Below are 24,500 nucleotides of genomic sequence, written 5' to 3' on the forward strand. Positions count from 1 at the left end.
TAATGAAGTGGGATTTTTGACAGGTGAGAGGGGAGACGGAATTTGAAACAAGAAAGGTCAATCGCGCTACCATTAGCTATTTCCATTATAGCCATTTCATTCGCAGCAGTTTTTGTAAAGATGTCCTCAGCACCATCTTCCATATTAAGTATGTATCGCTTATGGATTATTGTACTTATAATGCTGCCTATCGTTTGGAAGAAACGGGAAGAGTTTAGTAAGATTCAAATAAAAGATTGGGGATTTTTAATTGGATCTGGTTTCTTTTTAGCACTTCATTTTCTTTTATGGTTTGAATCTTTAAAACATACAACAGTTGCGAGTTCGACAATTATTTTAGCGCTTCAACCAATCGTATCTTTAGTTGGCGGTTTTTTCTTATTTAAAGAAAGAACAACATACTCAGCCATTGCGACAATGGGAATTGCGATATTAGGTGTAGTGTGTATTGGTTGGGGAGATTTAGGACTAAGTGAACAAGCAATTTATGGAGATATATTATCCTTTTTAAGTGTAATAGCGGTTGTTGGTTATTTATTTATCGGCCAAACGACAGTAAAGAAAGTATCACACTGGATTTACAGCTTTACAGTTTTTGCATTCGCAGGTATTTTTATGGGAATGTATAATATAGTACTGCAAGTGCCTTTTACAGGTTATACGAAGTGGGATTGGACCGTTTTTCTTTTACTTGCGGTCGTGCCGACAGTGTCACATGTCATTAATAATTGGTTATTAAACTACGTAAATGCAACAACAATATCGATGAGTATTTTAGGGGAACCAGTTGGAGCATCTATACTAGCGTTCTTCTTACTTGGGGAAAGATTAAATGCCATGCAGATGATTGGTAGCATGCTCGTATTGTTTGGTGTATCTGTTTTCTTATTGCAGCAACAAAAACGAACAGCAAAAGATATGGTGAACGAACCGGCGTATACACAGGAATTATAATGTTAAGAGAGAAAAGAGAAGTTGGTGGTACTTCTCTTTTTGTTTTACCCCGCCCCGCTATTTGAGAGAGCTGATTATAGTATTACTTTATAGAAATTTGGGTGAAGAAAGGAGAGAGTACAATGGAATTTCCATCAAAAAAGGATGCATGGTTATACCCAATCTTGTTTATTGTTGTAGGTGCCTGCTTTGCTCCAATATTTGCAGGAAGAGAATATTTTCTGTTATTTTTCACAATCCCATTAGCTATATTATTTATGTGGAGTTGGTTTTCAACAAAATATATTGTCGGAGAAGAAACCATTACTATTAGATCAGGTTTCGTTAAAAAGCGCATATTTATACGAGATATAAAACAAATTTCAAATACGAAAAATCCAATAGCAGCTTATGCATTGTCATTTGATCGACTTGAAATTGTTTACGGCGCACATCAAACAGAAATCATTTCTCCTAAAGATAAAGAGCAATTTATTAATCATGTAAAAAATAAAAATCCACACATTGAAATAAAGTAAAAGAGTGGCTACGAGGCCACTCTTTTACTTTCGGTTTGTCATATAAGGTTGTACGTGAATGATACATAGATCACGGAACTTTCCTTCAGCAGTTGTAACAATTACGACTGCCCTACCTGCACTTTTTCCAGTAATCGTTACCGTGTCACCTTTTGGATACAGTGTGATAACATCAGCATTCATATTCGTCCAAATAAGTTCTTTATTCGTTGCCTGCATTGGCAAAACGGAAGCTGATAACTCAGTGCTTTGGCCAGTTCTTACTTTTAACTTATTTTTCTCCATATGAACACCGATGACTGAAATAACAGAGGGAGCAATTGAAATTTTAGGTGGATTAGGTTGTATGTTCAAACAAGACGCAGAAGTATTGGTGATAGGTGAAAATTTTCGTGTTTGTTGTTGCTGGAAAGCTGCTAACATGTTGGAGTCCCCTTTCTGTATAAGTGCTGATAGTATTACTATAAAGGAGTAGTGTTACGTTTAATTTAACGAAACATAAAGAAATTGTTAAATTCGAGCAGAAGATTGTCGAACATTGATAAATTGCAAATTTAATTAGTTCTTACCAATCGGGCAGTTATTTCCCACCTAACTCCTTCGTATTCACCGAATTTTGAGGTGTGAGTCTTATTGCCAACAAATAGCGGGATAAAAAGAAAGCTCTGCTATCATAACAGCAGAGCTTTTCCTTTATAGATTATCACTATGTTGTTTTTCGAAATTCTCAAATTGCTCTTCAATTTCTTTTGAAGGCTGTGTTAGTAAACTAACAATTACGATTACTAGTAAACTAATAGTGAAACCAGGAATCATTTCATATAAGAATTCTTTTAAGAATTTGAATTGAGTCCAAATAATGACTGTAGCGGCACCAGAAATCATACCAGCAAGTGCGCCCCACTTCGTCATACGTTTCCAATATAAGCTTAATAAAATAGCAGGTCCGAATGAAGAACCAAATCCAGCCCAAGCGTATCCAACAAGAGCTAAAATCGTATCATTTTGTTTAAAAGCTAATGCACATCCAACTAATGCTATAACAAGTACAGCCATACGGCCGACAAATACAAGCTCTTTATCAGAAGCAGAACGTTTAAAGAAAGTACGATATAAGTCTTCAGTTATGGCACTAGAAGTAACGAGTAACTGAGATGAGATTGTACTCATAATTGCTGCTAAAATAGCGGCTAATAAAAATCCAGTAATAAGCGGGTGGAATAAAATTTTTCCCAGTTCAAGGAAAATTGTCTCTGGATTGGATAGCTTTAATCCTTTGTCTGAGTAGTATGCAATACCGATAAGACCAGTAAACATAGCTCCAACAACAGAGAAAATCATCCAGCTCATACCAATTCGTCTTGCACTTTTAATTTCTTTTACAGAAGAAATTGCCATAAAGCGTACGATAATATGTGGTTGTCCAACATAACCAAGGCCCCATGCGAATAATGAAATAATACCTAATACAGAAGTGCCTTTAAAAATGTCTAATAATGTTGGATCAATTGATTTAATTGTGCTAAATGCTGGACCAAGACCATTTACATTCATAATTGTAACAGTAGGAACAAGAATAAGAGCAATTACCATAATGATTCCTTGCACGAAGTCTGTCCAACTTACTGCTAAGAAACCACCAAATAACGTGTAAGCTACAACAACGCCTGCAACAATGAATAATCCAACATGGTAGTTCATACCAAATGAATTTTCAAATAATACAGCACCTGAAACTAATCCTGAAGCTACATAAAAAGTAAAGAAAATCATAATAACAAGTCCAGATACTAAGCGTAGCATATGGGATTTGTCTTGGAAGCGGTGTTCCAAAAATTCTGGGATAGTAATAGAGTTGTTTGCAATTTCTGAGTAGGTACGTAAGCGAGGAGCAACATATAGCCAGTTTGCGTATGCGCCTAGTGTTAGGCCGATCGCAATCCAACTACTACTTAATCCAACGCTAAACATTGCACCGGGTAAGCCCATTAAAAGCCAACCACTCATATCGGATGCTCCAGCACTTAATGCTGTTACTGCGGGGCCTAGTGTACGCCCGCCAAGCATATAATCTGTTAAGTTGGACGTTCGTTTATAGGCGAAATAGCCAATTACTAACATCCCGAGCATGTAAATAGAGATAGAAGTTAAAGTTAACATCTGCGTACTCATGTAGTTCCCCTTCCTTTTGTCATGTCTTTTGATGCGTTATGCATATTTATAATCTATCATGATTATTCTGAAAAATCCATATAGAAATATGAATTTTCAGAAATGTAAGCGTTTTTCGATGTCATTTTACTTTTTTAATATATAATATTCATACAAAAAACCTTATTTTTAATAGAGTATTTATTATATTTACATAAAAAGAGGTTGTTTTGTCAATATAATATTGAAAGGAGAGAAAAATAAAATTTTTTAAAAAGTATTGACTTGTTAAAAAAGTTAGGTCTATAATGAGTGCAACTTAAAAAAATGCAAGCGTTGATGAAGAAGAGTACACATGATGAACATGTCAGAGAGCTGATGGTTGGTGCGAATCAGTATGGAATTGATGTGGAATGGGCTTCGGAGCTTCCAAACCGAAACGAAAGAAGTAGGCTTTGGCGACATGATCTCATCGATACAAGAGACACGTATTGTTTTTGATACGGTAAAGTGCGTTACGTTCGTAACGAATTAAGGTGGCACCACGGGAGTACCCGTCCTTTCTATAGGATGAGTACTCCCTTTTTGTGTATAAAAAATTAAATAAATGAAATCGTTTAAGTAAGAAGAGTACGTATATTGGAGACGTTACAGAGAGCCGGGGATAGGTGGGAGCCCGGTGCGGTGCTATATACGGAATGGGCTTACGAGAGGTATGCTGAACAATTATTTTCAGTAGGCAACCCGGGTTCCGCCGTTACAAGGATAAGGTATATATTTTGTACCTGAATAAAGCGGGATGCTTTTGCGTCCAACATGAGGTGGTACCACGGTAAATTTATCGTCCTCTACATATTTTCAATATGTAGAGGACTTTTTTATTTTTCAGGATGAGGTGAAAGGCATGATGACAAAAGAGGAATTTATGAAGCAAAAAGAACAGGGAAGAGCATTTTTAGTAATCGCTGAAGAAGAAGGAGATAGTATTACGCCAATTTCTTTATATAGACGTATGAAAGGTAAAAAGAAATTTTTATTAGAAAGCTCACAGCTTCATCAAGATAAAGGGCGTTATTCTTACTTAGGATGTAATCCTTATGGAGAAGTGAAAAGCGTTGGTACGGAAGTGGAACGAACGATTTACGGCAGGGCAGAAAAGTTGCAAAGTAACGTACTACAAGTGTTAGAAGAAATAATCGCGTCCGCTCAAGTAGATAGTCCTTTTCCATTTTGCGGAGGAGCAGTTGGATACATTGGCTATGACGTCATTCGGCAATATGAAAACATTGGAGCAGATTTACATGATCCATTGAATATTCCAGAAGTACACCTTTTACTGTACCGTGAGTTTATCGTGTATGACCACTTACGCCAAAAGTTGTCGTTTGTATATGTATGCAGGGAAGATGATTCAGCAGATTATGAAGAAGTATACGAAAGGCTCCGAGTATACAAAGAGGAAGTGCTACAGGGAGAAGAAGCGGAAGTAGCTGAAATAAGATCAACATTATCATTCACTTCTTCTGTAACGGAAAAAGAATTTTGCGTGATGGTAGAAACGGCGAAAGAACACATCGGGGCCGGGGACATATTTCAAGTTGTATTATCTCAGCGTTTGCAAAGCGAATGTATTGGAGATCCATTCGCGTTATATCGAAAACTTCGAATTGCCAATCCATCACCATATATGTTTTATATCGATTTTCAAGATTATGTTGTACTCGGTTCTTCACCGGAAAGTTTGTTATCGGTAAGAGAGGGTAAAGTGATGACGAATCCAATCGCGGGTACGAGGCCAAGGGGAAAAACGAAGGAGCAAGATGCTGAAATTGAAAAAGAACTGTTAGAAAATGAGAAAGAGCGAGCGGAGCATATGATGCTTGTAGATCTTGGGCGAAATGATATTGGTAGGGTGAGTGAAATCGGCTCAGTTACGATAGATAAATATATGAAAGTAGAAAAATATTCTCACGTTATGCACATTGTATCTGAAGTTTACGGAACATTGCGAAAACGAATGAGCGGATTTGATGCATTAGCGTATTGCTTACCAGCGGGGACGGTATCAGGTGCTCCGAAAATTAGGGCGATGGAAATTATAAATGAGCTAGAGAATGAAAAAAGAAATGTATACGCCGGTGCAGTTGGATACGTTAGTTTTTCAGGGAATCTTGATATGGCGCTCGCCATTCGAACAATGGTTGTAAAGGATGAAAAAGCATACGTTCAGGCAGGAGCGGGTATCGTTTACGATTCAGATCCAGTAGCTGAATATGAAGAAACATTAAATAAAGCGAGAGCGCTATTGGAGGTAATGAAATGATTGTACTTATCGATAATTATGATTCATTCACATATAACTTGTATCAACTATTAGGCGAATACGAAGAAGATATTGTTGTCGTAAGAAATGATCAAATAACGATAGAACAATTAGAAGAAATGAACCCAAAAGGGATTGTGCTTTCACCAGGACCAGGAAAACCAGAGGAGGCTGGTATTTGTATTGAAGTAATTCGTCATTTTTATAAGAACGTTCCCATATTAGGTATTTGCCTTGGTCATCAAGCAATTATATCAGCATTTGGAGGAGAGATTGTAAGAGCAGAGCGCATTAAACACGGAAAAACATCGCGTGTGAAACATAACGGAATGTCAATCTTTTCGTATGTGACGCAGCCGCTAACAGCGATGCGCTACCATTCTCTTGTTGCCGCACAAACGAGCTTGCCACAATGTTTTGACATACTCGCAATAGCGATGGACGATGGGGAAATTATGGCAGTTCGTCACAATTATTACCCGCTCTTCGGATTACAGTTTCATCCGGAATCAATCGCAACAGAAGAAGGCGGAAAGTTAATACGTGCTTTTTTAGGCGAAGTGAAAGAGGAGGAAAGAGTATGAATAACTATCTTCGTAAATTAGTGGAGGGACAACATTTAACAGAAGAGGAAATGTATAAAGCAGGGCTTCTTTTATTAAATGAAAACATATTGGAAAGTGAAATTGCAGCTTTCTTAGTTTTACTGAAAGCAAAAGGTGAAACTGCAGAAGAAATATACGGTCTCGTTCGAGCTCTTCGCGAAAAGGCATTACCGTTTTCGAATCATATACAAGGCGCGATGGACAATTGCGGGACGGGTGGTGACGGTGCCCAAACGTTTAATATTAGTACAACATCGGCATTTGTACTGGCAGGAGCTGACGTAAAGGTTGCAAAACATGGTAATCGTGCTGTTTCTAGTAAAACAGGAAGTGCAGATTTATTAGAAGAACTCGGTGTAAATATTAGCAGTACGCCAAACGAAATTGATTATTTATTAGAGCATGTCGGAATCGCATTTTTATTCGCACCAGCGATGCATCCAGCATTAAAGCGCATTATGAAAATAAGAAAAGAATTAAACGTTCCGACGATCTTTAACTTAATTGGACCGTTAACAAATCCGGTGAATTTAGAAACACAATTTGTCGGCATTTATAAACGAGATATGTTACTACCAGTTGCGCAAGTACTACAGAAACTAGGAAGAAAACAAGCACTTGTCGTAAACGGAAGTGGGTTTTTAGATGAAGCATCATTGCAAGGAGAAAATCATGTTGTCATTTTAAAAGATAATGAAATAGTAGAAACGAGTATTGAACCTGAGAAATATGGATTCTCAATAGTGAAAAATGAAGAGATTAGAGGCGGGAATTCGAAAGAAAATGCAAAGATTACGCTCGGAGTATTAAGCGGAGAAAAGAGTGTTTACCGTGATACTGTTTTATTCAATGCAGGGCTTGCTCTTTTTGCAAATGGAAAAGCAAAGACGATTGAAGAAGGAATAACACTCGCAGCACATAGCATTGACTCTGGAAAAGCATTAGCGAAACTAAACTTATTAATTGCAGCAAGTAACGAAAAATTAGAAAGGGTGAATTAAAGTGGGGACGATTTTAGACAAAATTGTAGATCAAAAGAAAAAGGAAGTTGCGGCATTATATGAAACATATACACCAGTAAAAGAAAAAAGAAAAACGCGCTCACTTGTAAAGGCTCTAGAACAATTTACTGTCATCGCAGAAGTAAAGCGAGCATCACCATCAAAAGGAGATATTAATTTACACGTTGATGTACGAAAACAAGTGAAAACATATGAAGAATGCGGCGCTGGTGCAGTTTCTGTTTTAACAGACGGTCAATTTTTTAAAGGGTCATTTTATGATTTACAAACGGCAAGAGAAGAAAGTAGCATTCCGCTTTTATGTAAAGATTTCATAATCGATAAGATTCAAATTGATAGAGCGTATGAAGCTGGTGCAGATATTATTTTATTAATCGTAGCGGCGTTAACGAAAGAGGAATTAAAAGAGTTGTATAGCTACGTACTAGAAAAAGGATTAGAAGCGATTGTTGAAGTTCATGATGAACAGGAATTAGAAATTGCAATTCAATTAAATCCGCACGTTATCGGTATTAACAACCGTAATTTAAAAACATTCGAAGTCGATTTAAGTCAAACAGAAAAGCTTGGAAAACGATTAAATGAGGAGAAATTACTTTGGATTAGTGAGAGCGGGATTCATTCAAAAGAAGACATGATCCGCGTTAAACGAGCTGGGGCAAAAGGTGTATTAGTTGGAGAAGCGCTTATGACATCGTCTTCTATTCATACCTTTTTTGAAGATTGTAAGGTGAACATATGAAAGTGAAAATTTGCGGGATCACTGATATGGAAACAGCAAAACGTGCTTGCGAATACGGAGCTGATGCACTTGGATTTGTTTTTGCAGAAAGTAAGCGGAAAATTACTCCAGGGCTAGCGAAAGAAATTATTCAGGAACTTCCAGCCAACGTGTTAAAAATCGGTGTTTTCGTAAATGAATCAGTAGAAGTAATCCAGAAAATTACAGAGAATTGCGGATTAACACATGTACAACTACATGGGGGTGAAGACAATCATCGAATCAGAAGATTGAATATTCCGTCTATAAAGTCGCTCGGAGTAACTTCAGAGAGTGATATGAAAAACGCTCAAGGGTATGAAACGGACTATATATTATTTGATAGCCCAAAGGAAAAGTTTCATGGAGGAAATGGAAAGACATTTTCTTGGGAGTTACTTGCGCATATGCCAAAAGAATTACGAGAGAAAACGATATTAGCTGGTGGATTAAACACTCTTAATATAGAAGAAGCAATTCGAACTGTTCGGCCATATATGGTTGATGTAAGCAGCGGAGTAGAGACAGAAGGAAAGAAAGATGTAGAGAAAATAAAACAATTTATTATAAAAGCGAAGGAGTGTTCTAAATGAACTACGCATATCCAGATGAAAAAGGTCACTACGGTATATACGGAGGACGATACGTTCCAGAAACGTTAATGCAATCTGTATTAGAACTAGAAGAAGCATATAAAGAGGCGATGGAAGATGAAGCATTTCAAAAGGAATTAAATCATTATTTAAAAACGTATGTCGGAAGAGAAACACCGCTTTATTTCGCTGAGAATATGACGGAGTATTGCGGAGGTGCAAAGATTTATTTAAAACGTGAAGATTTGAACCATACAGGAGCTCATAAAATTAACAATACAATTGGTCAGGCACTTCTTGCGGTGCGAATGGGTAAGAAAAAAGTTGTCGCTGAAACAGGGGCTGGACAACACGGAGTCGCAACAGCTACTGTATGTGCCCTTCTCGGTTTAGAATGCGTCATTTTTATGGGAGAAGAAGATGTAAGACGTCAAAAATTAAATGTGTTTCGAATGGAATTACTCGGAGCGAAAGTAGAAAGTGTAGCGGCAGGTAGCGGTACATTAAAAGATGCGGTAAACGAGGCACTTCGTTACTGGGTTTCACACGTGCATGATACGCACTACATTATGGGATCTGTTCTCGGACCGCATCCATTCCCGCAAATTGTCCGTGATTTCCAAAGTGTAATTGGGAATGAGACGAAGAAACAATATGAAGAATTAGAAGGGAAGTTACCAGAAGCAGTCGTTGCTTGCATTGGTGGTGGGAGTAACGCGATGGGAATGTTTTATCCATTCGTACACGATAAAGAAGTTGCTCTTTACGGCGTAGAAGCAGCTGGAAAAGGTGTTCATACAGAAAAGCATGCAGCAACTTTAACGAAAGGAAGCGTCGGCGTTTTACACGGATCGATGATGTATCTTCTGCAAAATGAAGAAGGACAAATTCAAGAAGCGCACTCTATTTCAGCAGGACTTGATTACCCAGGTGTTGGTCCAGAACATAGCTTGCTCAAAGATATTGGCCGCGTTTCTTATCATTCCATTACTGATGATGAAGCGTTAGAAGCGTTTCAGTTATTAACAAAAAAAGAAGGGATTATCGCGGCGTTAGAAAGCTCGCATGCTGTCGCATACGCATTAAAATTAGCGCCGCAAATGAAGGAAGACGAAGGACTTGTCATTTGTTTGTCCGGCCGTGGTGATAAAGATGTAGAGAGTATAAAACGTTATATGGAAGAGGTGTAAAAAATGGGAGTTGAAAGAATTAAAGCAGCATTTGAAAATGGTAAGAAAGCATTTATTCCGTACGTAATGGGCGGAGATGGTGGCCTTGAAATATTAAAAGAAAGAATTCGTTTTCTAGACGAAGCGGGAGCAAGCATCGTTGAAATTGGTATCCCGTTTTCAGATCCAGTCGCAGATGGCCCAACGATTCAAAGAGCAGGGAAACGAGCGCTAGATAGCGGTGTAACAGTAAAAGGCATTTTTCAAGCATTAATAGAGGTAAGGAAAGAAGTGCAAATTCCGTTTGTACTCATGACATATTTAAATCCAGTACTTGCATTCGGGAAAGAACGATTTATCGAGAACTGTATGGAAGCAGGGGTAGACGGTATTATCGTTCCGGATTTATCGTATGAAGAACAAGACATTATTGCTCCGTTACTTGGAGAGGCAAACATTGCGCTCATTCCACTTGTTACTGTTACGAGCCCAATTGAGCGGATCAAAAAAATTACGAGTGAATCAGAAGGATTTGTCTACGCCGTTACAGTAGCGGGCGTAACAGGAGTACGTCAAAATTTTAAAGATGAGATTCATAGTTACTTAGAAAAAGTAAAATCGCATACACATTTACCGGTAGTGGCAGGGTTCGGTATTTCAACAAAGGAACATGTAGAAGAAATGGTTACAATATGTGATGGTGTTGTCATTGGAAGTAAAGTGATTGAGCTATTAGAAAATGAAAAACGAGAAGAAATATGTGAATTCATACAGGCAACAAAACAAAAAGAAGAGGCGTAAGTCTCTTCTTTTTGTTTTGTGTAATAAATGTTAAAATATACAGAAAATACATATAATTTAGAGGGTGAGAAAGCATGCTAAGACGGAAACTACTATATCTACTTTTAACTGTACCACTATACGCTTGGCTCATTAGCATGACGAAAATAAAAATAGAATTGATGGCTTTATTTTTAGGATATGTATTCATCTTTTCCAACTTAAATCGCATTCAAGAGCAATCTATTTTAGAAATATGTATATTTTCGATTAGTATAGAATTATTTAGTATCGTTTCGATTATATTGTTAAATGAATTATTCCGATGGATCCATTCATTTGAATTAATGAAATTTGGGAATGTTGTATTGCAAGTAATATGTGCTTATATTGTGTTTGTTGTGTTAGACAAAATAGTCGGCCAGCAGACAGTTTTTCAGGATAATAGAAAATGGGAGTGATCCAAAAAAGAGCCAAACGGCTCTTTTTTGAAACTGTTGTAAAAACAATTGAAAATTATGACATCTGTTATATAATAGTTAAAAATTGTATTTTAAACGAAATGAGATGATAACATGGCCATATTGTTGGCACTTATCCCAATTATGATGATTTTCATTTGTTTATTTTTATTTAAACAAACGTCATTAAGATCCTCGTTAATTTCTTATGCGGTATGTGTTGGAATCGTTTTACTCTCGCCAACGTTTCAATTAGGGATAAGTGAAACTGTGCACGCAACGATTAAAGGATGGTTAATTTGTTTTATTGTTGGGTATGTTTTATTTTTCGGTATTTTTTTATTTCACCTCATGAACAAAATGGGGTACATCGACCAAGTAGCACGTTTTCTAGAAGAAGTTACCCATGATCGTTTATTACAAATGCTGCTTATGTGTTTTGGTATTTGCCCACTAATTGAATCGGTAAGTGGATTCGGAATTGGCTTTATGGTTGCAGCACCTATTTTTCTTTCATTAGGTTATAAACCGTTTCAAGCTGTACTGCTCTCTTTTATCGGCTTACTAGCTAGTTCATGGGGCGCAATGGCAACTGGTACGATTATCGGTTCCCAGCTCATCAATATGCCGCTTACAACACTCGGTACAAATACAGCGCTATTAAGTATCCCGATGTTTGCTTATTTCGTCATTCTTTCTTTACACGTTGTTGGCGGCTGGCAAGCGGTTATTGAAAAGTGGAAGGAAGGATTCGGTTTCTTTCTATTATTTTCTCTCGGAATCTATCTTTCTAACGCATACGTAAGCGTGGAACTAGCAGGTATATTAAGTTCTATCGTTACCATTACATTTGGCTTTCTTATCATTAAACTAAAAGGGAAAAATGAACAAAATCTAATGACAGAACATGCTGCGGCAACGGAAAGAGAAGTATCTATTATAAAAATTATTAGCCCTTATATATTCTTAACCGTTTGTATTTTACTTTCTCGCCTCGTACCAGCATTGCATGATGTATTTAGATCATATGCGGTTCTTGATTTAAAATCATATTCTTACAAATTAGAAATGCTGTATTCACCAGGATTTTGGCTCGGTATGACTTGTTTATTTACTATTATTTTCTTCCGCATTCCATCTCATATTATGAAACAATCACTCTTACAAACGATAAAACAATGGATCCCGTTCGCTATTACAACGACAATGTTTATTGCTATTTCAGAACTAATGGGCGCATCTGGCATGCATTCATTATTAGCAAAAACAGCTGGTGACACATTTGGAACATTTTTCGTTTTCGTTGCTCCATTCATCGGTGGTATCGGTGGCTTTTTAACAGGTAGCAATGCAGGATCAAATGCGATGTTCATAAAACTACAAATGCAAACCGCACAAAACGTAGCGCTCCCGTGGCAATACGTCACAACACTGCAAAACACCGCATCGTCAGTAGCGACAATCGCTTGCCCGTCACGGATTACACTAGGTGCGTATTTATGTAACATCCCGTATCGTGAAAATGAACTATTAAAGAAGACGACATTAATGATTTTTGGTGCGGTATTACTTATGGTAGTGGAAGTTATTTTCTGGTATATGTTGAGAAATTGAAAATTCTCCTATATTTAGGAGGATTTTTTTTGTTACTGGATAATGCTTTAAATTATGAAAAGCTGCTACTAAATGAATAGGAGATGAAATGTATGGCCCTAAAAAACTACGGCGTGTTAAAAGGTACAGTTATACAATCAAAGATGGGAAAAGGGAAAACACCTCATTATCAAGTTCATTTACAAGGCGAAGCAGAAGTAGATTATCGCATTGCAATTAACGTAAAGTCGCAAAGTTATCCGTCAGAAGTGTTATATTTTGCGAGTGACAATATTCGGTCAGAGGCGATTCATATTTTACCGACGTTACCATTTGGTTTTACAGAAATAAAAAATAATGAACCGAAAGTAGCTTTAGACTACGTACGAGGTAATTTATTTGATTCGAAACAAATGATTCCTTTACCTGCTGAAAAAGCAGGAGTAGACAATGATTTAAATGAAAAAATAGAACGTTATATAAAACGAGCAATAGAAGAAAAAGCAATTATTTACGCGTTTGGTGAAAGATGGGGACCCGAAGAAAATACACCCGATTCTTACTTTCATTTCGAACCAGGAAACGGGATACACGATATTCACATGAATCAAGGAAATGTAGAGAAATGGAAAGGTGATAATGGTATATGGCAAGACGGAGGAATACTTATTCAATTTGAAAAGAAAGAAGAATGGGTCGGTATCTTTCTTGCCTTCCAATCGCAGTCATGGTGTACCGATGAAGAGGGACATGCTCGTGTGCCGGTTGAGCATTGTGATTATAAGAGGAATAATTGAGAAGAAGAGGGCGTTCAAAAAGAACGCCCTCCTCTTATTTTATAAAACCCAAAACTAACAAGTGTAGAAATACAAGAGAACAGCAGTGCTACGCTAGAAAACGCAATGAGGTACATATTATACTTCATCACTTTTCCAATAAGCTGGTTGCTATCATACTGAAAAAGTCCCGCTATAATATTGAATAAAAATAACACGATAAACATGACGATGACACCGTCTATTGATCCTTTAATGTCTGGTTTACTTAAAGCGATATGGGCAGAAATACAAATGGCGATAAATAAAAATAGCCAAAAGGAAGGATTCAATACATTACTTATTGTAAATAAGCTCTTTAATAATACGAACGTCGACAAGAGCATGTTTTGCACCATTTCTACATTAATAGAAGTAGTAGCGATTGTTTTTTCGAGAGTTGTATGAAATAAGAAATATGAATCTGGTACGAAATAGCGCATTAAAAGGATTAATGCCGTAATACCGGAAATAATAGGTCCTATTCCAATAAAGAAATTCCCGATTCGTTGATATACACTTTTTTGATTGTACTGATGTTGTACGTAGCCTAAAGCGCCTTGGCTTGTATCTGTTGGGAAAAACTGCGTTGCTACAATTTTATGACGGAATAATACACACATAATGGCGTGTCCAAGTTCGTGAATAGGAACTCCAATCCACGCCGTTAAAAGAAATCCTTTTCTTCCGAAAGCTCTCGACCAATACATTCGTGTGAGAGATTCTAAATAGCCTAATAGAAATCCAATTACAATGATAACGCCAATTAAAGAAAATAATTGGATTACGCTTGTAAGGAGTATTTGAAAAATTGAGTTTACAAATTCCATTGCCTTTCATCCAATCTGTTAATAATGTTAGTTGCTCTGTTTCATAATAACATTATTTTTCTATATTACTAGCAAGCATAGTTGTGTTTAAAAGAAGGATTTCAGAATCTTTTTCTTGTAGTCATGTTTTATGTACAAAGTCATATATTGAATTTGTAACACCCTATATGGTATATGCCTTAAGGAGGGATGAGAGAATGAAATGCCCGGCATGTCATACGGAAAATACAGCAGAGGCAAAGTTTTGCGGGAATTGTGGACATTCGTTAACGGAGGGGGCAGTAGCGAGTAGTTCACAGGAAGAAGGTGAGCAACAAGTACGCGTAGCACAAGCGAAGGAAACGGTAGAGAAAGCGAAGCGATTTGCGAGTGGGTATTTTCAATTTTTTAAACATGCTTTCAAAGCACCGACAGCGATTATGAAAAGCGGCAAGGTTGAAGTACGAAATGGAATTGTAAATCTTGTTCTTATTTGTTTTTTAGGAGCATGTATTTTTTATAGAATGATGAGTGCTGGGGCAGCACTTACGAGAACATTAGCGCCAGATTTATCTACTCCTTCTTTCTTTGGAGACTCTATAACGGTCTTTTTATTTTTACTAATTTTAACTTTATTTGTCGGATTTATTATTTTTGTAAGTGGAAAGATGATGAAATCTTCATTTTCATTTCTTGAAGTATTCGGTGTGTGGGGAACGATAGCGACGCCAGCTATTGCTATATTAGTTCTTTCTTTTCTGTTTAGCTTTTTATTAATCTTTTTCTTACCAATCTTATTAGGGCTGGCTACAACGTATATGTCAATTAGTATAATTGTCGCTATAGTAAAGCTAGATAACGGCGGATTAGACCTTATTTATACACTCCTTATCGCAAATGTTTTAATCGGAATTGCAACATTCATTGTACTGTGGTCTTACATTAGCACGATAATTCAAACCTTTACACAGGGATTCACTGGCTTCTAACGAAAAGGTGGATGAATGTATGTACAAAGTGTGGCACTCATTTTGAAGACGGTGTTCAATTTTGTCAAAACCTCAGTATGTATATAATGGCTTCATCTTTCCTGATAGTGATATCCGAAAATTAACGAGTGGGGACTTAACATATTTATCGAAAGAACAATTGAAAATAGAGAGAAACGAAATATACGCAAGGCATGGACATATTTTTCAAAGCAGTCTTGGTATAGAGAAAACAAGTATTATACAGGAAAGCTAATGGATATTGAATCTTATAATGTTGAACTCATTAAATCAAGAGAATAGAACACGTGAAAAAGGTACAGTGCGTAACTGTACCTTTTTTATGGTTATTTATCTGAACCAGGATCCCTTGAGAAAAAGATGTGAAAGAGAAATGTGACTTTACTGGATCCTCCTGATGTACTAGCTTGTATATGTGATAAAGGACCAGACGTTAATGCTGCCTCGGAATGGGGTGGTACGACTATTTTGAGCGCATGATCTGATTCTGGTGAAGCAGTAACAGTAATTGTATCATCAGAGAAGTTTATAATTTTAACAGAACCGACTGGAAAGATGGACTTGCCAGCATGTGATGCTGAAGCGAATTGGGTAGCTTTCCAAATATCTTGCGCAAATGTATCATCGTTAGATAGCCAAGCACGAGCGCTATATATTGTTGCATTAATGGAAAATTCTTGGTCAAGTGAGACGGCGGGTTTCGGTTCTTTTGGTTCTTGCGGTTCATCTGGAAGCTGGGCGAGAAGGCCGGCGCACATATATTTCACCTACTTTCGATAGTAACTGTTATAGCATATTAAACATGTTGTTTATAAGGCACGACGATTACCTATTCACGTATAGGTTTGTGCACTAAATTTGAAGATGAAATTCTCTTTCTTTACAATAGAAGTAGGTGTTATTTCTATAAAATATGGAAAACGTAAAGAGTATGTAAAAAAGAAGGAGTGGTAAAGTGAACTATGTCATTATTGGCGGAGATGCAGCTGGTATGAGTGCAGCTATGCAAATTGTTAGAAACGATGAAAATGCAAATGTTGTGACGCTAGAAAAAGGTGAAATTTATTCGTATGCGCAGTGTGGGTTACCATATGTCATTAGTGGTGCTATCGCTTCAACGGAAAAGCTAATCGCGCGTAATGTAAAGACGTTTCGTGATAAATACGGAATTGATGCGAAAGTACGACATGAAGTAACGAAAGTAGATACGGAAAAGAAAATAGTATACGCAGAGCATACGAAGACGAAAGATGTTTTTGAATTTTCGTATGACCGTTTATTAATTGCGACCGGAGTACGTCCTGTTATGCCAGAATGGGAAGGGCGAGATTTACAAGGCGTTCATCTTTTAAAAACAATCCCAGATGCTGAGCGCATATTAAAAACGCTAGAAACGAATAAAGTTGAGGATGTAACTATTATTGGCGGTGGTGCAATTGGGCTGGAAATGGCAGAAACATTCGTCGAACTTGGTAAGAAAGTAAGAATGATTGAGCGAAATGATCATATCGGTACGATTTATGATGGGGATATGGCGGAGTATATACATAAAGAGGCAGATAAACATCATATTGAAATTTTAACGAATGAAAATGTAAACGCGTTTAAAGGGAATGAACGAGTAGAAGCAGTTGAAACGGATAAAGGTACGTATAAAGCGGATCTTGTTTTAGTATCTGTCGGAGTGAAGCCGAATACTGATTTTCTTGAAGGAACGAATATACGTACAAATCATAAAGGGGCAATCGAGGTAAATGCATATATGCAAACGAATGTGCAAGACGTATATGCAGCTGGTGATTGTGCGACACATTATCACGTGATAAAAGAAATTCATGATCATATTCCAATTGGAACAACTGCAAATAAACAAGGGCGACTTGCTGGACTGAATATGCTAGATAAACGAAGAGCTTTTAAAGGAACGTTAGGTACAGGCATTATTAAATTTATGAATTTGACGCTCGCAAGAACAGGCTTAAATGAAAAAGAAGCAAAAGGACTACATATCCCGTATAAAACAGTCAAAGTAGATTCGACTAATATGGCGGGCTATTATCCAAATGCGAAACCACTTTACTTGAAATTACTATACCGTTCTGACACGAAACAATTATTAGGTGGACAAGTAATTGGAGAAGAAGGTGTAGATAAACGGATTGATGTAATCGCAATGGCACTCTTCAATAAAATGAGCATTCACGATTTAGAAGATGTGGACTTAAGTTATGCACCACCATATAACAGCGTTTGGGATCCAATTCAGCAAGCGGCAAGGCGAGCGGAATAGCACTTTTTAAGTGCTATTTTTTTCGTTAAAGGGTAATCATCATTTTTGTCGAATGAAGAGGGTTGGGAAATAGTTACATATAGGGAAGGGGATCATTAAAAATGTTTATAACACTTCAAGCAGTTCAAGAATCAGAAAAAGAGATATTACGTAATTTGTACGCACTATATCTTCATGACCTCTCTACATTCACTCCTCATATAACGATTGGGGCAAATGGATTTTTTGAATTCGAAGATTTGCATATGTTTTGGGTAAATGATGGAATTACTCCGTATTTTATTAAAGGTGATAATGATATTGTAGGATTTTTATTGCTACTGGAACGTCCATTCTTAAAGAAGGAAAATGACTTTAGTATTAATGACATTTTCATATTGAATCAATACAAGGGGAAAGGAATCGGTAAACAAGTTATTAAGAATGTACTAAAAGAGAAACGAGGGCAATATTTCGTTATCGAACTTGTGAAAAATGTACCAGCTGTTTCTTTTTGGAAGAAAGTATATAGGGAGCTAAACATCGAATTTGATGAGAAAATACAGTTAATCGACGATGAAGAATGCCTCGTGCAAACGTTTAAAATACAATGAGATTGGTGCTCCTAGTATATTACTTTGAAATTTAACTTTATTTTGAATATACCGTTCACCCTTGAAAACATAGTACGTATCGCTTATATTGTCATATAGTATTTAGTTTTTAAACAAAGCAATGAACGAACCAGGGGGCACAGTATGGCAATTAACATGAAAACAATCGAAGAATGGATTGCTGAATCAAACGCAAGACATGAAGAAGACTTTGGAAACGTTGTTGAAGAGATGAAAGAAGTATGCATTGGACTTGATAATGCGACATTAATTTATACGAAAAACGTATTTTGTTTCGGTAAGAAAGTAGAAGTATTGTTCTTCTTCCAAGACCATGTCGTGATCGGACAAGAAAAAAACGAATATGTTGAGATTGAAAAATTAAAGTATGATGCCATTACACATAGTAACTTAAAAACAAACGATAAAAATACAACGTTAGAATTAAAGTTTGCTAACGGACAATCTATCAATTTAGATAGTTTAAATGATAACTACGGTACGAAAAACTGGTTATTTGCGAGACAAATTAAGAGTATTTTTAAATTAATCTAGTAAAAAAGCACGCCGATAGCCGGCGTGCTTCTAATTACGCAAATCCCCTTTTAACCAATTCCGCGCCCGATACGCCCCGACAGGAACTTGAATAAGTGACGTTTCATTTCCAGCATCTATCCCGTATAACTGATCACATGAATTTGTATCAAAACTAAGTAAAGGATGCCCGCCCATCCCCATTGCGGTTGCTGCAAAAACGAGTTTGTGAACGAGTATACCTGCTTCCATTTGATGAATACGGTACCCTCTATAGCCTAATGCATTTGTATAGTAATCTTTCTTTCCGACTACATGTAAGCAAAGTGGTACTTGAAAAAGGTTTATGTTATCCATCGTCATACTAGATTGAAGGGGATAACGAAGGTCTCCGTACCGAATTGGCTGGATGGAATGAGTTTTACTGTTATAAGCGTAAGCACCGTTTTTTATATCTTTTACGTTATAGAAACATCCATATAATGAGACGCGCGCATTTTCATTTACATACGTACCATCAAGGTCGTTGGAATAAGGGAAGGAGAGACTCGCTTCTTGTAGTAAAGTAGCGAGCTCGGCCGCATCCCATTTCGTTAAAATAAAGTCAGCATCAGGGGAATACCGTTTTCTGCAAAGTTGTAAGAAATCATAAGATAAACGCTCTACTTTCGGCAGTTGTACAGCGTGCGCATGATGTTGATAGTGCTCTTCATGAGCTAGTGTTTGGAACGGTGCTGTCGATTCGATCATAGAAGCTTCATTTATTTTTGTTATCATCGGATACTTATTTATGTGCTTTGAGCGAACGAAATGTTCATGTGCTAAAGGCGGAATTTGTTGTAACAACTCATGAGAAGTAACTGTTTTAATTGCACGGTAATCATTGTGAAACCAATTAAATTGCGGTTCTGTACTGAAAGGAACGACAGCATACACACTTTCTTCGCCTTCTGATAGTCCGAGTAAATGATTGATTGCACGGTCTAGAAACTGAAAATATACACCATTTGTGTAACCAAATTGTTTGGCACATTCAAGTAATTGGCCGATGAGAACACCGCTATCTAACCCTTGAAGCCGATACGAAAAGTTATTGTATTTAAAGTAGTTTTTCCAAAACATAGTGGATACGAATGCAGCACCAAAACAAGATTGTATGTTACAACGATTGCCGAGTGCTTCTGTAATATAAGAATCGAAATTTCCTTCGCGAAGTAAGATAAGCCGGTGATGCGCAGCGTCGTAATGGTAAATGCCGTCTGGATAATCGTCAATTTTTAAATATATATACAATTCATTTGGATATAAAGCTCCGCCGGAAGGGATAGATCTTCGAAATAAAATTTTCTCGCTATTTAGCTGACATAACTGGGTTAAACCAAATGAACACCAAAGATAATGACCAATCTCATCTAAAGTAGGCGTAGTAGAAGAGTTAGGTAAAGATAATGGGATTTCTAAAGAGAGAGGGATAATAGGTAAGTTTCGATATAATTTATAAGGAAGCGGTGCATCTTCCCAGTCCACTTCATGATTTGGCATAATTTCATCGATAGAGAAATGGAGATGATGTAAAAAAGTATCTAGTTGCATGAAATCCCCTCCTTTACTATGGAAACGGGTGCGGATGTGGATTTAATTGTTCAGTCGTTAAAGGTTCGTCTGTATATCCAAGTGTCATCGGTACGGTATACACTCGATCTAGCCCTATAAGTCGAGTGAGATGGTGACCAAATGTCATCGGTAGCATGCCTGGAATAATGACTTTTACACAATGTAATCCGTTTTTTTCTATAAGAGGTACTGTTTGATCGACAACGATTACTTCAAGTCCAGATTGCCCTAGACGGTTTAAAAGTTGATGAAGATCGGATGTTAAATTTAGATCAACTGATTGTAATGCATTCATTTCTTGGAACGTTTGCACCGGGGCATCCCCGCGTAAAAGAAAGTGAAGACGTTCTTCTGCTTCTTTCAATCCATACAGCATACTATGGTCTTCCATTTTATTTACGAGATAAGGGTCTTGTAAGCAATTTTCGTAGTACTCTCTTTTTTCCTCAAGTTCATCGTCTGTTATAAGTAACATGCCTGCTATTTCGTGAATGGCACTTTTTAAAGCGCGGACTGGGTCCAAATGAGAGCCTCCAGCGCAAACGACGTTCATTCCATTTTCACGCGTATTTTTCGCAATTACCCATAAGCTCGGTATGCCGTGTTCCATCGTTGCGTTAAAAGCATGCAATTCATAACCAGTAATCGTGTACAGCCGCTGAATCATTAATTGTAATTCCGTATCATGTACTGAACTAAGGTCAAGGCGGGGAAGAGGTAATTCAGCGTACCAAGTGAGCAAAAAGGCGTCACGCTCTACAATTTCTAAAATGCCGTGAAAAATTGCTTCTTCTAAACTACCACCAATGGCACATCCATTTGATGTTTCATATACGTAAGCATCTCGATGACCGAGGCTATAATAAGCGATTGATTCAGGAACTAAAATTGGCCGGTTTTGTGATAGTGAATATCCCCATACCCAGTTTTGTTCATAGTCAGGATTAAACGGTTTAAATGGAAAACCATCACGATTATAATGTTCATTTGTATGTACACCGAGCGTAAGGGGATTCAGCGCGTGGTCCTCTACATCATGAAAACTACCATACACATTTGTCTTTTTCCCTCGAGGTGACATACCACAATATCGTTCTAAACCTTCTAAAATAGCAGTTGCTTCACTGATTGCAAATGAATGAGTGCGCCCTGCAACCCCTTCATTTCCAAACATTAATGGCATGTTTATAATAACGTCAGCAAATGGTAATAAAGAATGCTGCATTTTTCCATTCAACATACCGACTCGGTAATCTAAATAGTCTTTCGTTAAAAATGTGTTTAGTTCATGAATGGAGCGACAGCGATATGTTGCATCACTTGTTTTTAAGCTCGGTTGTAATAAAATCGCTGCTGCATCTGCCGTGTCATCAGGTAAATTACTACATACAGGGCAGATTGGATCTGGAAGAAAACAATGCCGCGTACATTGCAGTGTTTGTAAGTTTAGTAAAATGAGTTCATTTTCTAAAGAAGGATGATTATGAGTTAATATTTTCTCTGTTTCTGCGCAAATCAGATGGCACATTTGCAGAATGCCATTTTGGGTGGCACGTACATCACGCCTCGTTACGTTTTCTTCTTTTACCGCATATTTTCGTTGTAACTCCCACATTTCTTTTTGATCAAATCCAGCGATAAAGCGTCGTCCATCGGCACAATGAGTACATCCCGCTGCAGGAGGGTGAATATAAGGCCCGATAATCCCTTCACCAAATGAAGTAAAACCACGTAGCCACGGAATATGATTGGAGCGAAAAATTAGCTCAGCATCATGATGAATAGTAGAAGGAGAGCCGTCGTGTAATACGAGAGCGAGGTCGATATTTTCAGGGAGTTCATCTGCAATTGTATGTTGGCGAATGATGGAATATTGTTTGTATAATTGATCATGTACATAGTCTGCAAGAATGCCATCTCCTATAAGTAATATATTTTGAGTCATAGACCGTCCTCCTTTGCAATTAATACCCCGTACACACCATCTAAGTTTTCTTTCAAAAATGATTCAATTGCCAAATCAAACACGAATGGATAAAAATTATGTTCTTCTAAATGTTGCAAGGCAAGCTGTACAGATTGCGTACTTGGAAATTCTTCTTCTGCTTGTATTTCTAACCTAAAAGAATCCGTGTCATATAAAATAATAGAGGATTCCGGCAAGATATTAGCTCTGTATGGAGTCTCTTCATTTTGAATATGAAGAAGGGATAGTTGTAGGGCGCTTCGTAACGCTAACGTTGTATTAATATTAGATGCGCCGTACCATCGATCATTTATACCGACCCAAACGACTGGAAAACTGAGAATCTCTTCACTTACTGCTATTTTAGGTGCTTCATGAATGGTAGCGAGGGCATCGTAATAAAATCTACAATGTTTATCATGAATTTCGGTTAAGTCAACCGTCGTAATTTCTTCTAGCATATGTGCTTGTCGTTCATACAATTTATTATTTAAATGTTGTTGTAGTGCCCGATATACACCCTCTGTCATCGTTTCTCCAGCGCCAATACCGATATCATTATGTTCAGGGATAAGGCGGTGCATAATTTCTGCTACGTATGTTTCGATTCCTACTAAACCAGCTTCTCGGCGCGCTTCGTTATGAGTTAAACCACTGCAAGTTATAAGAGGCAGGAGGGAAGCTGGACCATCTGATAGAGGTGTAGCTACTTGAATATGGCATTGTGATAACGGTAATTGATGTAAATCTTGTTCATCCCATACATGGAATATACCAGTTTCTTTAGAAGTTAATGAATCGAAAAAACGGAATAAATCAGTTGAGGTATGTTGGTTAGACCGATGCTCAAGTTTTTCAGAAAGGTTTTCTATCGTATCAATTGTAAAACTTTCATCAGTGGCGAGAGGATGTTTTATAAAAGGATGCCATGTTCCTTCGAGTGTTTCATAATTTAATAAAAAGAATTGTGGATTCTTTTCTCGATGTGAATCATCAGCAACATGTTTAAATAATTCAAAAACGATTATATTTGCTAGCATTGCGGATGTAATAGGAGAGAAGGTGGCTGATGAATTTTCATTTTGTAAAGTCGTTTCATGTAGCCGATGCCATGCGGACTCCCAGCATTCTTCACGATTAGTTGTTACGACAGGACCAGCTAAACCAACTGTTGATAAACAGACAGCAGGTATGAAGTTCTTTCCTATTTCCTTGCAAATCGCATGAACTGCTCTTAGTCCTTCGATATCTCCATTTTGCGAAACGTATAAAATCCAGTCGAAAGGCTCGAACACTTCATGCAGGGGACGATCAATTGTTGTATCTATTTCTTGAACAAGTACAGCATCATCTACTTCGTGTGCAAGTTCTACTAGCTCGTGAATACGGTCGTAATTCGTTTCTTCATAATCTGTCACAAGGTAATGAAAGGTAGGTAATCCGGATTCTAATAAAGAAGAAACTAAGGAAGTAAGCATATCTCCAGAGCCGATTATAAGTACATTTGCATTGCGGTACGTTTCGAATTTTAAAGCGCCTGAATGAGAATCTGCTTCTAGAAATTCAATTTGCGAAGCATATCTATCAAGTAATGCACTGTTTAATTCATGAGGTGCATCTTGACTTACATCACGGACAAACCCATTTGTATATAAAATCTCTCCAATTTCAAATACACGATTTTGATAGGGGAGAGGGAGACCATCCGTTATTTCTGCTAAAGAATAATTACCGTTAAACATTGGCATTAATTTTTCAATCCAGTTATAAATTCCGTCACCGTCCATACGAAATGAACTGGCGTTATTTCGAAAATAGACACCCCCGTTTGAGTCGGGGAGGAAGAAAGTATCTTTATTTGCTTTTAGTTTTGCATGTGCTGGAAGGTTACTCATTTTAATCCTCCTTACGTTTTAGGCATACATTATTACCTTATGTCA

The 24,500-nt window shown here is 37.3% G+C and carries 23 protein-coding genes, 1 pseudogene and 2 other annotated features; of the genes and pseudogenes, 17 read left to right on the top strand and 7 right to left on the bottom strand.

Annotated features, from left to right (window positions below; translation table 11 throughout):
* The first annotated feature begins 42 nt into the window (after positions 1 to 42).
* Both ACVWY7_RS05975 and ACVWY7_RS05980 read left to right on the top strand, forming a co-directional pair.
* On the top strand, positions 43 to 954 hold the full coding sequence (locus ACVWY7_RS05975) for a DMT family transporter (RefSeq protein ID WP_000808253.1): 912 nt from the start codon (positions 43 to 45) through the stop codon (positions 952 to 954).
* A 122-nt stretch (positions 955 to 1,076) separates the two neighbouring features.
* Entirely contained in the window at positions 1,077 to 1,472 is a 396-nt protein-coding gene (locus ACVWY7_RS05980; RefSeq protein ID WP_000395635.1) for a PH domain-containing protein, read from the top strand.
* Between the two features lie 24 nt (positions 1,473 to 1,496).
* Here the strand turns inward: ACVWY7_RS05980 and ACVWY7_RS05985 are convergent, their stop codons facing one another.
* Both ACVWY7_RS05985 and putP read right to left on the bottom strand, forming a co-directional pair.
* Entirely contained in the window at positions 1,497 to 1,895 is a 399-nt protein-coding gene (locus ACVWY7_RS05985) for an Ig-like domain-containing protein (protein WP_000878723.1), read from the bottom strand.
* A gap of 270 nt (positions 1,896 to 2,165) precedes the next feature.
* A complete protein-coding gene (putP, locus tag ACVWY7_RS05990; protein ID WP_000107220.1) occupies positions 2,166 to 3,644 on the bottom strand; it encodes a sodium/proline symporter PutP in 1,479 nt (492 codons plus the stop codon).
* Between the two features lie 306 nt (positions 3,645 to 3,950).
* Positions 3,951 to 4,188, top strand: a binding site (T-box leader).
* Positions 4,189 to 4,230: 42 nt separating this feature from the next.
* Positions 4,231 to 4,475 (top strand) — a binding site (T-box leader).
* Positions 4,476 to 4,527: 52 nt separating this feature from the next.
* Here putP and trpE point away from each other — a divergent pair.
* The 10 genes from trpE (at position 4,528) to ACVWY7_RS06040 (ending at position 13,726) form a co-directional block, all read left to right on the top strand.
* Positions 4,528 to 5,946 carry an anthranilate synthase component I gene (gene trpE, locus ACVWY7_RS05995; RefSeq protein WP_033682330.1) on the top strand — a complete coding sequence of 473 codons (1,419 nt, stop codon included), beginning with the start codon at positions 4,528 to 4,530 and terminating at the stop codon, positions 5,944 to 5,946.
* On the top strand, positions 5,943 to 6,530 hold the full coding sequence (locus tag ACVWY7_RS06000; protein ID WP_000636332.1) for an aminodeoxychorismate/anthranilate synthase component II: 588 nt from the start codon (positions 5,943 to 5,945) through the stop codon (positions 6,528 to 6,530). The genes trpE and ACVWY7_RS06000 overlap by 4 nt, the downstream gene beginning before the upstream one ends.
* The gene (gene trpD, locus ACVWY7_RS06005) at positions 6,527 to 7,552 is read left to right on the top strand and encodes an anthranilate phosphoribosyltransferase (RefSeq protein WP_001067336.1); all 1,026 of its coding nucleotides are present in this window, start codon (positions 6,527 to 6,529) and stop codon (positions 7,550 to 7,552) included. The genes ACVWY7_RS06000 and trpD overlap by 4 nt, the downstream gene beginning before the upstream one ends.
* Before the next feature lies 1 nt (position 7,553).
* A complete protein-coding gene (gene trpC / locus ACVWY7_RS06010; protein ID WP_000536687.1) occupies positions 7,554 to 8,315 on the top strand; it encodes an indole-3-glycerol phosphate synthase TrpC in 762 nt (253 codons plus the stop codon).
* Positions 8,312 to 8,926 carry an N-(5'phosphoribosyl)anthranilate isomerase gene (gene trpF / locus ACVWY7_RS06015; RefSeq protein ID WP_000865110.1) on the top strand — a complete coding sequence of 205 codons (615 nt, stop codon included), beginning with the start codon at positions 8,312 to 8,314 and terminating at the stop codon, positions 8,924 to 8,926. The genes trpC and trpF overlap by 4 nt, the downstream gene beginning before the upstream one ends.
* A complete protein-coding gene (trpB, locus tag ACVWY7_RS06020) occupies positions 8,923 to 10,116 on the top strand; it encodes a tryptophan synthase subunit beta (RefSeq protein WP_001105004.1) in 1,194 nt (397 codons plus the stop codon). The genes trpF and trpB overlap by 4 nt, the downstream gene beginning before the upstream one ends.
* A 3-nt stretch (positions 10,117 to 10,119) precedes the next feature.
* Positions 10,120 to 10,896 carry a tryptophan synthase subunit alpha gene (trpA, locus tag ACVWY7_RS06025; RefSeq protein WP_073526116.1) on the top strand — a complete coding sequence of 259 codons (777 nt, stop codon included), beginning with the start codon at positions 10,120 to 10,122 and terminating at the stop codon, positions 10,894 to 10,896.
* A 74-nt stretch (positions 10,897 to 10,970) separates the two neighbouring features.
* Positions 10,971 to 11,336: a DUF4029 domain-containing protein gene (locus ACVWY7_RS06030; protein WP_212113910.1), complete on the top strand. Its 366-nt coding sequence runs from the start codon at positions 10,971 to 10,973 to the stop codon at positions 11,334 to 11,336.
* Positions 11,337 to 11,450: 114 nt separating this feature from the next.
* Positions 11,451 to 12,950 carry an L-lactate permease gene (locus ACVWY7_RS06035; RefSeq protein ID WP_212113902.1) on the top strand — a complete coding sequence of 500 codons (1,500 nt, stop codon included), beginning with the start codon at positions 11,451 to 11,453 and terminating at the stop codon, positions 12,948 to 12,950.
* A gap of 92 nt (positions 12,951 to 13,042) precedes the next feature.
* A complete protein-coding gene (locus ACVWY7_RS06040; protein ID WP_073526115.1) occupies positions 13,043 to 13,726 on the top strand; it encodes a DUF2278 family protein in 684 nt (227 codons plus the stop codon).
* Positions 13,727 to 13,740: 14 nt separating this feature from the next.
* Here the strand turns inward: ACVWY7_RS06040 and ACVWY7_RS06045 are convergent, their stop codons facing one another.
* Positions 13,741 to 14,574 (bottom strand): hypothetical protein, encoded by an 834-nt coding sequence (locus tag ACVWY7_RS06045; protein WP_000397502.1) that lies wholly within the window; start codon positions 14,572 to 14,574, stop codon positions 13,741 to 13,743.
* 197 nt (positions 14,575 to 14,771) lie between these two features.
* Between ACVWY7_RS06045 and ACVWY7_RS06050 the strand changes: the two genes are divergently transcribed.
* Together ACVWY7_RS06050 and ACVWY7_RS06055 are read left to right on the top strand one after the other, a co-directional pair.
* Positions 14,772 to 15,542, top strand: a complete 771-nt coding sequence (locus tag ACVWY7_RS06050) for a zinc ribbon domain-containing protein (protein WP_212113894.1) — start codon at positions 14,772 to 14,774, stop codon at positions 15,540 to 15,542.
* 76 nt (positions 15,543 to 15,618) lie between these two features.
* A pseudogene (locus ACVWY7_RS06055) lies at positions 15,619 to 15,845 on the top strand (YARHG domain-containing protein); the annotation flags it as partial.
* Positions 15,846 to 15,889: 44 nt separating this feature from the next.
* Here the strand turns inward: ACVWY7_RS06055 and ACVWY7_RS06060 are convergent.
* Entirely contained in the window at positions 15,890 to 16,321 is a 432-nt protein-coding gene (locus ACVWY7_RS06060) for a hypothetical protein (protein WP_000332408.1), read from the bottom strand.
* Between the two features lie 197 nt (positions 16,322 to 16,518).
* Between ACVWY7_RS06060 and ACVWY7_RS06065 the strand changes: the two genes are divergently transcribed.
* From ACVWY7_RS06065 to ACVWY7_RS06075, 3 genes are all read left to right on the top strand, one after another.
* Positions 16,519 to 17,853, top strand: a complete 1,335-nt coding sequence (locus ACVWY7_RS06065) for an FAD-dependent oxidoreductase (protein WP_001110218.1) — start codon at positions 16,519 to 16,521, stop codon at positions 17,851 to 17,853.
* A 101-nt stretch (positions 17,854 to 17,954) separates the two neighbouring features.
* Complete coding sequence (locus ACVWY7_RS06070) at positions 17,955 to 18,446, top strand: GNAT family N-acetyltransferase (protein WP_000470985.1); 492 nt, start codon at positions 17,955 to 17,957, stop codon at positions 18,444 to 18,446.
* Between the two features lie 144 nt (positions 18,447 to 18,590).
* Complete coding sequence (locus ACVWY7_RS06075) at positions 18,591 to 19,001, top strand: DUF3908 family protein (protein ID WP_000996788.1); 411 nt, start codon at positions 18,591 to 18,593, stop codon at positions 18,999 to 19,001.
* A 30-nt stretch (positions 19,002 to 19,031) separates the two neighbouring features.
* On the opposite strand, the gene ACVWY7_RS06080 is transcribed toward ACVWY7_RS06075, so the two are convergent.
* The 3 genes from ACVWY7_RS06080 to ACVWY7_RS06090 are packed head-to-tail and all read right to left on the bottom strand — an operon-like array spanning position 19,032 to position 24,455.
* Positions 19,032 to 20,573, bottom strand: coding sequence for a SagB family peptide dehydrogenase (locus ACVWY7_RS06080; RefSeq protein ID WP_212113892.1), 1,542 nt, complete (start codon positions 20,571 to 20,573; stop codon positions 19,032 to 19,034).
* A gap of 16 nt (positions 20,574 to 20,589) precedes the next feature.
* Entirely contained in the window at positions 20,590 to 22,539 is a 1,950-nt protein-coding gene (locus ACVWY7_RS06085) for a TOMM precursor leader peptide-binding protein (protein WP_212113876.1), read from the bottom strand.
* Complete coding sequence (locus ACVWY7_RS06090) at positions 22,536 to 24,455, bottom strand: putative thiazole-containing bacteriocin maturation protein (protein WP_105989005.1); 1,920 nt, start codon at positions 24,453 to 24,455, stop codon at positions 22,536 to 22,538. Before ACVWY7_RS06090 ends, ACVWY7_RS06085 begins: the two co-directional genes overlap by 4 nt.
* Positions 24,456 to 24,500: the final 45 nt, after the last annotated feature.

The sequence above is a fragment of the Bacillus sp. TE9106W genome (assembly GCF_054062215.1).